The 16,028-nt window shown below is 53.5% G+C and carries 9 protein-coding genes and 1 pseudogene; 7 read left to right on the forward strand and 3 right to left on the reverse strand.

Annotation, left to right across the window (positions count from 1 at the left end; genetic code table 11):
- Positions 1-80 precede the first annotated feature (80 nt).
- The 7 genes and pseudogenes from SH668x_RS06425 to SH668x_RS06455 all read left to right on the forward strand — a co-directional run bounded on the left by SH668x_RS06425 (position 81) and on the right by SH668x_RS06455 (position 12,452).
- On the forward strand, positions 81-1,052 hold the full coding sequence (locus SH668x_RS06425) for a hypothetical protein (protein ID WP_437187874.1): 972 nt from the start codon (positions 81-83) through the stop codon (positions 1,050-1,052).
- Positions 1,053-1,133: 81 nt separating this feature from the next.
- Positions 1,134-4,730, forward strand: a complete 3,597-nt coding sequence (locus SH668x_RS06430) for a glycosyltransferase (protein WP_437187875.1) — start codon at positions 1,134-1,136, stop codon at positions 4,728-4,730.
- Positions 4,727-5,086 carry an iron-sulfur cluster assembly scaffold protein gene (locus SH668x_RS06435; RefSeq protein WP_437187876.1) on the forward strand — a complete coding sequence of 120 codons (360 nt, stop codon included), beginning with the start codon at positions 4,727-4,729 and terminating at the stop codon, positions 5,084-5,086. The genes SH668x_RS06430 and SH668x_RS06435 overlap by 4 nt, the downstream gene beginning before the upstream one ends.
- A complete protein-coding gene (locus tag SH668x_RS06440) occupies positions 5,083-5,565 on the forward strand; it encodes a hypothetical protein (protein WP_437187877.1) in 483 nt (160 codons plus the stop codon). Before SH668x_RS06435 ends, SH668x_RS06440 begins: the two co-directional genes overlap by 4 nt.
- 1,093 nt (positions 5,566-6,658) lie before the next feature.
- Entirely contained in the window at positions 6,659-11,197 is a 4,539-nt protein-coding gene (locus SH668x_RS06445; RefSeq protein ID WP_437187878.1) for an RHS repeat-associated core domain-containing protein, read from the forward strand.
- A gap of 445 nt (positions 11,198-11,642) precedes the next feature.
- Positions 11,643-11,849 (forward strand): annotated as a pseudogene (locus tag SH668x_RS06450) (RHS repeat-associated core domain-containing protein); the annotation flags it as partial.
- Between the two features lie 18 nt (positions 11,850-11,867).
- Positions 11,868-12,452, forward strand: coding sequence for a hypothetical protein (locus SH668x_RS06455; RefSeq protein WP_437187879.1), 585 nt, complete (start codon positions 11,868-11,870; stop codon positions 12,450-12,452).
- Here the strand turns inward: SH668x_RS06455 and SH668x_RS06460 are convergent.
- From SH668x_RS06460 to SH668x_RS06470, 3 genes are all read right to left on the reverse strand, one after another.
- Positions 12,438-13,820, reverse strand: coding sequence for a transposase (locus SH668x_RS06460; protein ID WP_437187880.1), 1,383 nt, complete (start codon positions 13,818-13,820; stop codon positions 12,438-12,440). The genes SH668x_RS06455 and SH668x_RS06460 overlap by 15 nt on opposite strands.
- A gap of 701 nt (positions 13,821-14,521) precedes the next feature.
- A complete protein-coding gene (locus tag SH668x_RS06465; protein WP_437187881.1) occupies positions 14,522-14,860 on the reverse strand; it encodes a hypothetical protein in 339 nt (112 codons plus the stop codon).
- On the reverse strand, positions 14,808-15,617 hold the full coding sequence (locus SH668x_RS06470) for a transposase (RefSeq protein ID WP_437187882.1): 810 nt from the start codon (positions 15,615-15,617) through the stop codon (positions 14,808-14,810). The genes SH668x_RS06465 and SH668x_RS06470 overlap by 53 nt, the downstream gene beginning before the upstream one ends.
- Positions 15,618-16,028 lie beyond the last annotated feature (411 nt).

Genomic DNA, 16,028 nt, shown 5'->3' on the forward strand with positions numbered 1-16,028 from the left:
CTGGATTTATTAGCCACAAGGCATCAGCCGCCTTCTCTCACCGACTGCAATAGTCACTCCTCAACACAATTGCAAACTCCATGTCAACCATGACACCGTTCAAAGGTTTAGAGGTAGTCGATGAAGCAACCGACTCTGGAGGGACTGCCCTGACAGGCAACTTCAGAGAGCTTGCTGATCGGGCTCCCTTTCGCGCGAATGGAAATCCTGCGACAAATTCTGACAGCTCACTCGGCTTCGCCTGCGGAGATCAATGGCTCAACACATCAGGACAGATGCTCTGGAGTTGCGTGACTGCCAGCGTGGGAGTTGCAGTCTGGAAATCAGTTCTCAAACGGACGGCAACGGCTTTGGATCTGATTCCTCAGGAAACAGGAGAAAAAGTCCACGTACGCGGCAATCTTGAGGTCGATGGTACTTCGCAGCTTTCAGGGAGTGTTCAGCTCCCCAGTGGTACCGCATCGTCTCCCGCATTGGCGTTCGGCAACGACGTTAGTTCCGGTCTCTATTCTGTGTCAGCGGATGTTTTAGGATTCGCGACAGGAGGCGTGGAGACGGTTCGGTTCAGTAACACGGGGACCACGTTTTCAAAGCCGATTACGATCAGCACTGATGTCTTCAATGGTGCGACGATTTCGAGAACAGGTGCTGGCGGAGCAGGTCTCCAGCTGAACGTTTCGAGCGGCCACTCAACCCATTTCGGCATGGCCAACGTTGCCACGCCGAATTACTTCGCCGGTCAAGTCGGGGGAGGACTCAATTTTCTGTTCGCCTCCGCTGCGCAACTTTCGTGTAATTCTGGATCCAAAATTGGATGGGTCTCATCGACAGATGCAGCGGCGACGGTCGACACCTATTTCATGAGAGCCTCTGCAGGGGGCATTAGCACACCTGGTCAGCTTTCGGTTTCCGCATTTAACTTAGCGACAAGTTCGCCGCCAGCCAGTTCATCCGCAGCCGGAAATGTCGGCGATATCCGCTGGGGCACTAGCTATGTCTATCTCTGCGTCGCGACTGACACCTGGAAGCGAACTCCTCTTCCGACGTGGTGAGGCAAGCTTCACAGAAGGTACTACGGCCAGCGATTCCGGAAACATTCGTAACCAGTTTGACGCGGAAGTGGGAGGTAGTGAGTGAACCGTCTGGCACTTGTGTTTGAGGATGGTTGTCGCCCAGAAACCACTGGGACGTACTGTGTGCGGGCTCTCCTCTCCTTGGCAACGGGGAGCGGCTTGACCGGCGTTGAGCATGTTCGCCCGAATCAACTCGGCCAGTTCGATTTTTCATGCTTCGATGCGGTGATCGCAGTTGACGATGGCCTTGATTATGACCTCCCTCAATGCGACGCGATCAAGGTCTGGTGGGCCATTGATACTCATCTGTCGTTTGAACGGTGTCTTCATAAGGCCCGCCAGGCCGATTTGGTGTTCGCCGCCCAGAAGAATGGTGCCGAGGAACTTGTGCGTGCTGGAATCTCCTCTGCACAATGGCTTCCGCTCGCGTGTGATCCAGAGATTCACGGCCGCTGCGAAGCTCCTAACCGCTTTGATATTGGCTTTGTCGGACATTCTTTTCCCGGCGAGCGCGAGGAACGACTCGCACTGATTCAGCGTCGTTTTCCGCGTTCATTTGTCGGCACAGCGGACTACCGGGAAATGGCGACGATCTATTCGGCCGCGCATTTGGTGTTCAATTGCAGCCTCCGCGATGACATCAACATGCGGGTATTTGAAGGGTTGTGTAGCGGTTCACTCCTTCTGACAAATGATCTGACTGACAACGGACAAGAACTGCTTTTTCAAGCTGGAGAGCACTTTGCCAGCTACCGCACCCGTGGCGAACTTCTGGAACGGATCGATTATTACCTTGAGCACCCGCTCGAACGTGAACGCATTGCCGCTGCAGGACGCGAGCATGTGCTCAGTCATCACACGTATCGGCATCGCGTCGAAGTGATCTTAGCCAGCATCAACACCCTGCAAATGCAGCGACTCTCTCAACGGTCAAAGACAGCAACCGAATTTTCCTTCCCAGAAAAGAGCCGCGGGTATTTCGAGTTTGACCGCCCCGATGTCCTGGAATTGGTTCCTTCCACCTCGCAGCGAGTGCTGGATGTCGGCTGCGGAGGTGGCAGGCTCGGTGCAGCAATCAAAGCCCGTCAAGCGGCCGAAGTTGTTGGAATCGAACTGAACCCTCTGGCGATCGATTCTGCTTGCCAACGCCTGGATGAAGTCATCGTGGGCGACATCCAGACCGGTGCCATCGAGTTTCCGGATGGAACATTTGACTGCGTGATCTGTGCTGATGTCTTAGAACACCTGCGAGATCCACTCGCGGTGCTCCGAAGACTGCGCCGTTGGCTCAGCCCAGGGGGAGTGCTTATCACAAGCCTCCCCAATGTCCGGAATCAAAAGGTAATCCGCTCACTGTTGGCCGGGAATTGGACCTACGAATCCGCGGGGCTTCTGGATGAAGATCACGTCCGATTCTTCACCCGTCGTGAGATTGAAAAGCTGTTGTTTCGAGCAGGCTTCCAGCCGCAGGAGCAGCGGATGGTCCCTGGCGAAGGATTTGCGGAATGGGTTGAGAAGGGATCTCCACCTGAGTTAGAGATCGGACAATTTCGCCTGAGACTCAACTCTGCTGCTGAAGCGGCTGAATTCCTCGCATACCAGTATTTGACGCGGTCAGTTCCGGTCCATCAAAACAAGGCGGGCCTCACTTCGATTGTTATCGTCACACTGAACAATTGGCACTTGACACATGCCTGTCTGGAAAGCATCCGACTGCGCACCGATCTGCCTTTCGAACTGATTGTGGTGGACAACGGCTCTACAGACGGGACGGTGTCGTTCTTGCAGAGCTCGCCTGACGTCACCCTCATCCAGAACGACACGAATCGCGGATTCCCGGCAGCAGCAAATCAAGGGATTGCGGTGGCGAAGGGAGATCACGTCCTTCTGCTGAACAATGACACGCTGGTGACGACCGGCTGGTTGGAGAACCTGCTGGCAGGTCTCACATCACATCCAGAGATTGGCCTTGTCGGACCGGTCTCTAACAATGTCAGCGGCCCCCAACAGGTCGAGGTGTCGTATGAAGACGAGACGCAGCTGGACGGCTTTGCCTGGGATTGGGGACAGCAACATCGAGGACAACTCGTCCCAACGGAGCGACTCGTCGGATTTTGCCTTCTGATCAAGCGAGAAGTCATTGATCGAGTCGGTCTACTGGACGAGCGGTTCGGACTCGGGAATTTTGAAGATGACGATTACTGCCGGAGAGCTGCACAAGAGGGGTTCCGCTGTGCCATCGTCCCAAATGCATTCATCCACCACGTTGGAAGTGCCACATTCCGTGCAACGGGCGTGAACTTCAGGTCGCTCCTCCAGGAGAATGAATCGAAGTTCAATGAGAAGTGGCGGGAACATTCGATCGACCCAATCACCGACGCTGACATTGATGGCTCAGTGGCAGAAGATGCTCCACAGGATGCCGTCAGCCAAACAGCCAGTCCAGAACTTCGCGACGAGCCCTTGCCGCTGGGGTCACCAGTCCGACCCAAATTTCTGTTCGACGTCACAGACGGTGGCGAACTGCTGCTGAAGCCCAACAATGTGAAGCTCTCCGCCTGTCTCATTGTCCGGGACAACGCGCGGACGATACGACCGTGTCTTGACAGTCTCCTGCCGTGGATGGACGAAATCGTTGTTGTGGATACCGGCTCACTCGATGCAACGCCTCTGATCTGTGAGGAGCTGGGAGCGAGAGTCCTGCACTCCCCCTGGCAGGACAGCTTTTCACAGGCCCGGAATGTCTCGCTCAGCTACGCACGAGGCGAGTGGATCTTCTGGATGGATTCTGATGACACACTGCCCGAAGAATGTGGTCGGCAATTGCGGGCACTGGTGGAGGGCCTTCATCCGGACAATGTGCAGGGGTATATCGTGCAGGTCCATTGTCCGGGAGTCACAGAACATGACGTCACTGTTGTGGATCATGTCAAGCTGATCCGCAATCGCCCGGAACTACGGTTTGAATTCCACATTCATGAACAAATCTTGCCTTCTATTCGCCGGGTGAACGGTGATGTCGCGTGGACCGATTTGTACGTTGTCCATTCTGGATCCGATAAAACCCCCGAAGGCCGCGCCCGTAAGCTGGAACGAGATTATCGACTCTTAAAGTTAGACCTGGATGCTCGCCCAGATCATCCATTTGTGCTCTTCAATCTCGGGATGACCTACGCCGACGATCAGCAACATCAGCCCGCAATCCACTATTTAAGACGATGCCTTGAGGTCTCCGGTTCTGAGGAATCACATGTCCGCAAGGCCTACGCACTGCTCATCGGAGTTCTGATGCAGGCGGGACAGATCGAAGAGGCTTCGCACATCTGCCAGACAGGACTGAAGCACTACCCAGACGACAAGGAACTCCTGTTCCGGCAGGCCATGCTTCAGCATGCGACCGGTCAGCTTCAAGCTGCCGCTGAGACCTACCAGCACCTCATACACCACCAGTCTGACCGACATTTCACGAGCGTCGACCAAGGACTCGCGGGCCACAAAGCTCGCCACAACCTCGCTATTGTCTACGAAGATCTTGGCCGATTCGATCAGTCACTGGAGCAGTGGAATGCGATTCTCAACGACTATCCTGACTATGAACCGGCACTCCAGGCAACGCGAAGACTGCAGTCGATGCCCTCCCAGGAGGTACAAGGATGAATCGGTTTTCGGAAGTCGTCATGGAGCATTTTACGGATCCTCAGAATCGCGGAGAATTGCAAGACCCGACTCATGTCGGAGTCTACGGTCTTCCCGGACAAGGACCATTCTTCATCTTACAGTTACAAGTTCTGGATGATGTGATCGAACGGGCAAGGTTTCAGTGCAATGCCTGCGGGGTCACCATTGCCTGCGGCTCAATTGTGACGGAACTTTTGACAGGATCATTGCTCAGTAACTGCCAGGATCTGACACGAGAAGGATTAGAAGCTCAAGCCGGTGGCCTACCACCAGATAAGCAGCACTGTGCGGAAACGGCGATTCAGGCGATTCGAAACCTGATGGAGATAGAATGAGTCGTGATCCTTCCAATGAACAACCACCTCCTCCTGAATGTTCGTTGCGGCAGGCAACAGAGTGGCAGGGAGTGTTCTTCTGTCAGCATCCCCGCATGCACGTAAAAGATGGGCTGGTGAGCCCAACAATTTGTGGACTGTGCAGCGTCCGGGAGATCCCAGTCCAAACACCCCGTTCTCGCGGAGATTTTCAATCGCCTTGCTCACAAGTCCAAACTCCCCCAGACAACGTGGGAACTCCCCTCTCACCTCCGTCGCTGTTGCAGCAGGGATGGAACCTCGCCCAGACGTTGGCAGCGTTCACAGCGGATGGATTTCAAACGGTGAGTAAAGTTGAGTACGAACGAAGACTACGAATCTGTGATTCCTGCGACCGCCGCGTCGGAATGCGTTGCATGCAGTGCGGCTGTGGACTGGCCGCCAAGGCTAGAGGCCGGGCCTTCAGGTGCCCGCTCGAAAAATGGCCCCACCTGAAGTGAACTTCGACAATCGACTAGCAATGTATCGACTTTAGAATTTTAATCACGCTCGCCACCTGGAAGATTGACCATGTCAGACCAATTCCCAATGCCAGCGCATTTCACCGATTTTTCCCACCAACTGATAGTGTCGATCCCCGAGTTCGAACACCCAGACTTTCCTGGAAATAGGCAGTTGGCGGGGGATTATGTATTAGAGACCGAATCATTGGGGGAAATTTACAGAACGTGGAGCATTGAGTTCCCCGAAACCTGCGGGTTCTTTCACATTAGAGCGATCTCTCTGTTTTCTGTACATCAACCGTACATTCAAGTCATACTTACTGGAAGGCAATCGACTGTTTGCTGGTCTGCCCAGGAAAATAGCAACAAAGACACTATCAACCTAGATTTGCATAGAGATGGCGAAGATCACATTTTCTGGCCACCACGAATAACAGTTCGACGAGACGAAGCGTTCTTGCAGTGTGAGCACCAAAGTCATGTAGAAGCTCGAATTATTCCTTCGCCGTACTGTTCATGCTTAGGGTGGATTACATCCGGATTCAAAGTCAAAATAGACGGAATCGAAAACGGATCATGCACAGACTGCGACAATGCCAATATGGAAGTCAATGTCGCCAACTCTAATCCTTGTGAATGGGATCAATTTACATACTTCTCATACTGCAACAGTACGAGCCCCGGAGGAATGAGTCTTTTAGCTACAGGTATAGAATGTGGAATCAGGGTTTCTTTTAGCCTTGGGGTAATTTACCCTCACTGGATGAATTTTACGGCAAGTGGCGATTTTAAGATTTACGAACTGGCCGGGGCAAATGAAGTTAAGTTAACAAATGTATCAGGAATTTCTGGAACTAGCTGCAACCCTTCAAATGCAACAGTAACCGTTACAGGAATTCCCAAAGTGTCGGCAGAAAGTGTTAATGCAATTTGTTTGCAGAACACGCCTGGCACCTGCCCGCCCCCTCAGACTCCTCCGCCGTCTTCGGAGGGCAGTCCTGGCAATATGTTGGAAATCGCCTGTTGCCCTTGTCTCTCAAACGGCTGCGGCACTGGTGATTGCTCAGTCACGGATAACGGGAGCGTGAATATGAACGCTGCTGCCCCAGGCAGCAGCTCAGGGGGAAGTGAAGCGGGGATCAGTAGTGTTTCCAGTAACTCAGGTACCTGCACATCTACGTTGTTGGACGAACACGTCGCTGTTGATGGCCTTGACGCCTCCGTTAACAAATGCGACTGCGGCATTCATCGATACTATTGTAAAGAGGAGATTGCGGACTCTCTGGGTGGCGAGATGACAGGGAGTTTGTCGTCATTCTTTGCCACACCGGTCTACATGTACCACTCCGTCGGAAACAATCTTTGCTCGCTAGTTCAAAATGACGACGGTACGTTCACCGAGACGCAGGCGGATGGGACCCAGCACGACTACAATTCATCCACGGCGCCGTCGCACCCCGGCAAGATCTTTCGCATTCGGAAAACGATCCCTCAGCCGGGCACCTGGACAATTACCCGCAATGTCGGTAACACGACCATCACTAACCCGGTCAGTCAGGTGACCACCTACGCGTACGATGGCAACGGCAACCTCTCCGGCATCACAGATCCCTATGGCAGGACGACAGCCTACGCATTCAGCGCGGGAGGACTACTGCAGTCCGCAACAACTCCCGAACTCTGCCAGACTCAATACCAGTACGACGCCAACAGCCGCATCAAATCCGTTATCGCTCCGGACGGCCTGCGTACTACCTATGGATGGGATGCGAACGGGCTCTGCAACCGTGTCCAGTCGCCTAACGGTGGGATCACCACATACAACTATGTCAGCGGGGCGGTGACGGAGGTCACCAACCCATTGGGGCAGGTGACCACTAAGATCTACGACGCCATGCGCAATCAGGTCGGCGAAATCGAGCCACTCGGAAACCGCACCACATGGACATACGACCGCCAACTACTGACCGCTGAAATTCCGCCATTGGGTGGTCGCACAACTTACACGTACAAGACGTTCTCTCAAAACGTCCGTCGAATCGAAACCATGCGATCCCCGGTCGGTCGCACCACTTATGTTTACGACGTGAACGAGCGACACGTTGCCACTGTGAATCCACTTGGTCAGCGAACGACTCTGGTCCGTGATGGAAATGGAACTGTCATCTCGGAAGTCAATCCGCTGGGGGATCGGACCAGCTACATCTATAATGGCGCAGGACAGACGATCGCCACTGTGAATCCGCTTGGCCAGCGGACGACTATGCTCTACAATGCACTCTCGCAGGTGATTGCCACGGTCGACCCGTTGGGAAACCGCACCAGCTACACCTATGTGAACGGTCAGCGAACTGTTACACAAGATCCGCTCAACCGTCGAACGACCGTGTTGTACGATCTCTCCAATCGCATCTTGGCGAATGTCGCCCCCACTGGAGCGCGTACCAGCTACACGTATGATGCCGGTTGTCGGCAACTTTCCACGATCAACCCTGCGGGGTATCGCACCACCAATATCTACTCACTCGGTCGACAAGTGGCGGCGATCGACCCCTTTGGCCAGCGGACCAGCTTCAGCTATAACCTGGCCAATCAGCGCATCGCGACGAAAGACCCGCTGGGGAACATTAGCACCACAGTCTACGATACCAATGGACGTACCCTCGCTTCGATCAATCCGCTGCTGGCCCGAACGACGCTGGTCTACAATGCGAACAACGATGTGATTGCGTCTATCAATCCTCTGGGCAATCGCAGCACGAACATCTACGACAACGCCAATCGACAGATTGCAACAAGCGATACCTTGGGCCACCGCACGACCACCGTGTACAACGCCCTCAGCCAGCCCATTGCCCGGATCGACCCCCTCAACTACCGGACGACCACGGTCTATAACGCCAATCAGCAGGTTATCGCCAGCATCAATCCGCTTGGCAACCGGACGACAATGGTCTATGACGCTGCCGGTCGAATGACCGCTCAGGTCAATGCCATCGGTGGACGAAGCACGACGGTCTATGATGCCGCTGGAAGGGCAACCGCTCAAATCAGCCCACTGGGAACCCGTTCAACGACCGTTTACAACACCGCCAGCGACGTGGTCGCCAACCTTGCTCCACTGGGGCAGAGAACTACGCTGGTCTATAACGCCGCTGGTCAGCAAGTGGCGATTGTCAATCCTCTCGGGAACCGGAGCACCAATGTCTTCGATGCCGCTGGCCGACCTTTGGCCCAAATCAATCCTCTCGGTGCTCGCACAACGACGGTCTACGACAAATCCCGCACCATAGCGACGATCAATCCCAACGGAAATCGCTCAACGGCCGTCTACGACCTGAACGGACGACAGCAGGCCACGGTCAATGCTCTCAATTTCCGCACAACCAATGTGTTTGATGCCGCTGGGCAGACGATCGCGAAGATCGATGAACGGGGAAACCGGTATACCTCCACCTATGATGTTGCCGGTCAGCAGACTCGTCAGATCGATCCTCTCAATCGGCGGGTAACGTTCACCTACAATGCAGATGGGAACGTGCAGACCCGCACAGACGCCCGAGGGTTCCGAACGACTTACGCCTACGATCCAAATCACCAACTGATCCATCAGCTCTACCCGGATGGTTCCCGCACGACGTTTGTGTATAATGCGATGGGAGCGCGGACGATGAGTGCTAATGCCACCGGACGATACACGACGACGTTTGACACACTGCAACGGAAACGTGCGCAGGTGACACCAGTCGGCAAGCGGGTGACCTATTCGTACGATGCCAACAGTCGCCGGACTCAGCTGAATGTCGCCAGTGGAGGGGTGTTCACTTACTCTTACGATGCCAACAATCAGCTGAAGACCCTCCGCAACCCGCAAAACGGCAGGACATCCTTCAGCTATGACAATGCTGGACGCAGAACGCTGAAGGAACTGGCGAACGGCACCCGGGCGACGTATCTGTACGATGCTGCCAACCAGCAAAAGCGAATCGCGAACCTGAAGTCGGACAATTCAACCATTTCGAAGTTCGACTACACATTCGATGCAGCCGGGAACAGAAAGACGATCACCGAAGCTTCCGGCAGCGTCACGTCCTATTCATATGATGCCATTGATCGACTGACCGGTGAGGATCGAAGTTCTCCCGCTCTCAGCTTGTCTGGCCTCACTCCTGATGATTGGGACACCCTGTCAGCCGATGAATGGAGCACACTCGATGCCGGGATCTCTTACCGGAACACCTACACCTACGACGCCACCGGCAACCGGCTGGTGAAGAACGAAAACGGCACACTCACCACCAGCACGTACGATGCAGCCAATCAGCTGACCGTCAGCGTAAGTCCCTCCGGGCGAACCACCTCAACGTACGACGCCAGTGGAAACCTCACTGTCATGCTGGAGCCAAGCGGTTCGCGGACCACCGGGACTTATGACTATGAAAATCGCCAAACTCTGATCCAGCTTTCTGGCGGCATTCGAAATACCATGGCGTACGATCCCGATGGGCTGCGAGTTCTACTGCAAGACAGTAGCGGTATGACAAAGTTCCTCTGGGATAGTCAGGCGTACCTGTTGGAGACGGACAACAGCAATGTCATCACTGCAGTTTTCACTCAAGAGCCGACAACTTACGGCGGCACGGTGTCTCAATACCGGTATAATGGAAGTGTCTGGGTTCCAAGCTATTTTCAAGACGAGAGTCTCGGCAATACCACTGAGCTGACCGACGCCAGCCAGAATGTCACAGACACCTATCAATACAATGCTTTTGGTGAGCTGCTTGCCAGATCAGGGACGACACGAAATCCCTTCCAGTTCGGCGGATCCTGGGGCTACTTCACCGATTCTGATACCGGCCGGATCTACATCCGCGCCCGTATTTACATGCCTCGAACCGGCCGCTGGACCACAATCGATCCCGCCGGATTCGTCGATGGCATGAACCTGTACCGAGCCTACTTTGTGCCGAATGAGGTGGATTCAAGTGGACTTTCCACAATCCCAATTATCTATATCTATTATAACACAACAAGCTTCTCGTTGAACGATCAAGTAAAAGACGAAGTTCACAGGATTTTCGCCGAGTGTCTCTTAAACTGTGTCGGAACTCAGTGTCAGCCTTGCGTCGAATGTCAAGGACCTGTTGATCCCATCCGAGTCATTTGGATTAAGACAACAGCAACAAAACTAGATGCGTTTCCACTCGGATCAGTCTCAAGTGGATATGGTGTGTACCTGAAAGATACAAATAAAAACTCCCCTGGAGTGACTGGGAGTAAAAATATTGATGTAAATATATCTCCAACTATCATAAAGAATAAATCAGATAACTCCGGGAAAGACTATGATTTGGCTATTGCCGCTACTATTGCACATGAAGTTGGATTGCATGCAATTGGTGGCATCTCGGGTCACTATCACACTCACGGGTACGTTGACGCTGGGACAGGTCCTCTGCAAATGCTACTTGGAATAAAAGCATCTGGCCAGATAGGTGCCAACTTTTCAAGCACTGCATGCGACGCGATTTGCCGATCGTTAGGGAAAGGAGGGGATAAACGTAAGTCGTCGCTCATTGCCCCTGATCCGAGAAGCGAGGCTATTATCGAGGCCCAGTTCTTGAAATAGTGTTCTCCAATAGATCGTCAGTTTTATTGGTCTACCGTGATGGACATGTTAATGAACAAGAAATATTTAATTTGCATTGCCCTGTATGTGATTGTGTATATCTTTCTTTCGCGAGTTGGAATGCATCATTCTGCTGGTTATGAAGTTGAAGGATACTATTTCTTCAATGTATCGAATGGTGCTGGAGCACTTGCACACTACTTGTGTTGCCTTGTTTTTTATCCTCTTGTTCAGATTGATTGGATTTTACTTGAGAGCCCAGTACCGAATTGGAATGTGCCACTGTTTGACTTGAGTTGGACCTGACTGCTCGCGAGTAGAAACAGGAACCAACTCCTATGAAAATCTAATCAGCCAGTACCGGTTCAATGGGGGTCTCTGGCAGCCAAACTACTACCAGCAGGACTATCTGGGAAGTACCGTCCAGCTCACCGATGCCAGCCAGATAGTCACTGACACCTACCAATATAATGCCTGGGGCGAAACCCTTGCCCAGACGGGCAGTTCAGTTAATCCGTTCCAGTGGACCGGCGCCTGGGGGTACTACAAAGACACCGCCACCAGCCTCTACTACATCAGGCCACGGCACTACCAACCGACAACCGGAAGATGGACCAGCTACGATCCACTCGGGTTTGTGGATGGCATGAACTTGTACGGGGCCTACTTCGTGCCAAGTCAACTCGACCCTTCAGGCCTGGAGGCAAATTGCTTTAGCAATCTCCCAGACGGTACTCCAATTTGGGCGGTAGACTGGAGTGCATACCCCACAGGCACCTTAAATGCAAACATAGCTCACCTCAACTTGTATGATTTCTACTTGGGCGGTGATTTTGCAGGCGGAATCAGGCCAGGGTATTATTCCGGCGTTGAAGAAGGCGTAGTTGTGAGCGGGCAGTTATTGCTGGATATTGCAAATGAACCGGGAAGAATTGCAGTGGCAGATGCAATTCGTGGGCAACTAAAGCAGCAAGCGATGGCAATGTCACCTACAAGCACTTGCGACACTTCGACACAATTTAAATCGTGCGGCGCAGAATTAATGCAGCCAATTCGAAATGACGTATTATCCACAAATCTTGGACTTGCGTTTGGTAAATACTATGTCTACTGGAATGCGACCTGTGAATTGTCGCATGAAGTTAAAGGCGAATCAGGATGCTTCAGGTCGTGGAAATGTTCAGTGAAATGGACATTTTACGACTACTACAATCTGTGGGTTGTAATCCCACCGTTTGGCTTAACAGCCCGTTGAAATTAGGTTGATTTTGTTAAACGGCTGGATGGGGTGTGGGCGGGCGGGATTTTTCGTTGCCGGAAGAGTTCGGGGCTCGGGGTGGTCTCTGAACCTGATACGGAAGCTCCAGGCGACCTTCAGAGCCATCAAAATTGCCCAAAAAACAGCCAAAAAACCCTCTATCCCCCCCTGCAGGCTTCGCGGCTTGCCGATCCCGAACACCTTCCGCATCAAGAGACCCAGGTTCCTCGCTGCCGCCACGATCTGGTAACGCTTGTTGATCTTCTCAATGCCTCGCAACCACGTTCGTCTGGCTCCGCCGGTCTCACACACGTGGGCGAAGCTGCGTTCCACTTTTTCGCTCCGCTGCTTCTGCAGGTCTTTCCCTTTGGATCGACTCGTTCGTTGACGGTTGTTCATGACAGCTTGTTTGACGTCATCCGGCTTGTCGGTCCACCTTCGGTCATGCACTAAATTCGGTTCGGGGATGTACGTTCTGAGTCCCAGCTGCGTGGCCTGCGTGATCGTTTCGTTCTTGTGATACCCCTTGTCGGCAGCCACCTCTTCGATCTCTTCGGGACTGCCTGCGAGGATCACGTTTCGCTGAGCATTCACCACACTCTCCAGGAGGGTATGGGGGTCACTCGCTGTCCCGTGACACACTGTGGCTGACAGGATGACTTCATTCTCCAGATCGATCACATGCTCCGCTTTGTAGCCCAGGTGTGTCCGGCCGTCTTTCATCTTCACGATGCGGGCAGCCGGATCGGTGGGAGACTCCCATTCCTCGTTGGAGACCTTCTTCTTCCCCTGTTTGGCCCGGGTTTTGTCGAACTTGCGGAGGTCTTCATCGCTGGGGTTCTCTCCTTCCTCGATGAGTCCCTGTTCCTGCATCAGCCGCTTGAGGTACGACTTCCAGTCTTCTCCGGAGTCCTGGCGGACGATCGTCTTCATGGCCGCGTTGGCTTCCAGCAGCGTCGAATCGACACCGACGGCCTTGAGCTTGAGCAGCCCGTGTTCATCGATGATCGAGAGGACTTGCTCAAAGACCTGCTCATGAATCTCCAGCGGCAGGCGGTCACGAATGCGGGTGAGGCTGCTGTGATCGGGAGTCTCTTTCCCCAGCGGGATGCCAAGAAATCTTCGCAGCGACAACGAGTCTTCACATCGCCAGGCGATACCTCGCTGGGAGTCGATGCCTTCCAGATACCCGATCATGAGCATGCGGAAGTAAACACCCGGCGGGATCGAGGAACGCCCCGTGCTGGCGTAGACGGGCGAGCAGAGCTCTTCGAGGACCTTGTCGAACCCCGCTTTGGCCAGGACCTGATTGAGTTTGTCGTAGAAGACATGCCCCGGCCCTGCAGAGAGGCTGGCTGTGGGCATCCAGAACTCCTGCTGCCGCGACTGTTCCCGCTTCCCCAACGCCATCGACCACCCTCCCAGAACACTCGAAACCGCAACCGTCGGAAGTCTACCAGGCCCGTCAAGCGAAACGACAATTTTCAACGGGCTGCTAGATGTTTATGAAGAAAATCCGAGGATTAGCGGCATGGTAACAAAAGCGTTTAGAGTGTTTTTTGCATTTTTGGTCACAGCTATATTTGTTGCGGTTCCGCTCATATTGTTCAATCCTTATAACCCAAATTCACTGGAGTCTAATCTGTATGTTTATGGACCTTCTGTGTCGTTTGGTGTTATTGTTGCCGCTCTATCCTTAAAACACGCATAGCTGTTTTGGGCGCCTTAGTTGAGGTAGTCGTTTTTGGACGCCACTGGCAGTAATGGTACGGTGCGTCAAGACACATCAAAAGGAACGAGATAGTTCAATTTTCGGCTCCAATGAGACCGAAAATTGATAGTCATGTAGGGTGCGTCTTGACGCACATGGTTGAATCAGTGTCTTGGCCCTCTGCACGTTCTATTCTCACTGATCAAAAAGAAGGAATGGTTAAGGAGATTTCCGTTCATGTCGATGTGTTCATTGCTCATCTGAGATTCCAATGTTCTTAAAACGCTGCCGAGTTTGGCGTGCCTTCCTCCCCCGGCAGCAACCTGTCAGTGCGGGCCAACGCCGACAGGACTTTTCAGGCCGCGATTCCCTGTGATCTCTGGATAATTTTCCGCACCTTCTGCTCGCAGTCGTTGATCGCGTCCATAATCAGGAACAGCGTTTCGGATGCGGCATTTGAAACCTCTGGAGCGTTAATGGCGTGGATCGCATCTGCAATGGCAGTCAACTTCTCGATGTCCGGTCGCACAGCTTCCCGGTGCAGTCGATCCCGCTCGGCCTGCTCAGCAATCTCTTTGTCTTTTTGAGCCTTGGCAGCCTTTGCCTTCTCAGCTTCATCAGCGTCCCGTTTAGCCTTTTCTTCAGCTTCGATCCGGGCCTTTTCCTGTGCCTCCTGGCGTGCTTTTGCGGCCACTCATGTACGATTCCACCAGCCAGCGTCTGCCGTAGCCTTTCTCCTTGAGTGTGTCTGCAGTCATTTCGGAGCGATACATTTCATTGAGCCCACCATCCGTTCGGTGCACAGCAGGGTTGATCACGCTGTCCACCTGCCAATCCTCCCGGCAGAACCAATGGACCCATTCGGCATCGTATCCTGCATCGGCAAAGAGAGTTTTCGGCTGAGAACTCGTGGCCGCCTTGGACAGGACTTCAGCGGCTTCCGCTTTTTCATTGCACGGCCCCCAACTCACCGCCAGTCCGCTGGGAATCAAAGATCCAGCCAGGACACAGACCGAGAGTTTCACGTGTTTCGTCCGCTGTTTTCCGCTGCGGGACTGGAAATGAGCACTGGCTGAACTGGTCTCCATGCCTGTGGAATCGATGGCGGCTTCTTCTGCATCCAGTGCAAACTTCTGGACCAGTTCATGCAGCATGGTATCGACAATCTCCAGCACGCTGGAGCGGTCAGCGAACTTCTTCAGCGTCGAATCATGCGGCAAGGACTTTGGCCCCAGACGGTCACGCAGGTCACTGGAGACTTCCAGAACCTCGATCACACCCCGGTAGGTTGCCTTCAGATACGCCCGCAGAATCAGGCAGGTGAGAAGCTGCTCCTGAGTAAACTTCTGGGGACTGAAGCGGTGCGAATAGGGAGCGACGTACTTGCGGGCGATCCGCATTGAGAGTGAAGTGACTTCCAGCAGGATATTTGTAGGTGATGACGCGCTCATGCAACCTCTTTTAGCGCGACACAATCGAACATTCAAGAGACGTTTTCAACAAGGCAAACGCCTTTTGCTCTGTTGAAAACCCATTGACTTGTCGTGTTTGACTTAACGCCTCAGAGCGTAGAGCCTGTTATGGACTCAGGGCGAGAAATGGAGCATATTTGAGGAGCAGAGCGACCATGGCGACGTGTCGAGCTGCTGCGGGGCGGTGAATGGGGGGGCGGGAAGCGGTCATCCCCGTGACGTTTGCGTTCGATAACGGGTTCTGGTACGCAGCGTCAGCAATGCGTTGCTCAATACTTGATCGGACGGCCTACCCGATTTCACGGCCTGCAACTTATTATTATGAAGTGATGACTCGCCAGAAGCGCATGCCGATGTTTGTCGGAGATCAGATCTGAACTTACTGCTTCT

The sequence above is a fragment of the Planctomicrobium mucosum genome (assembly GCF_051466335.1).
Taxonomy (GTDB): domain Bacteria; phylum Planctomycetota; class Planctomycetia; order Planctomycetales; family Planctomycetaceae; genus Planctomicrobium.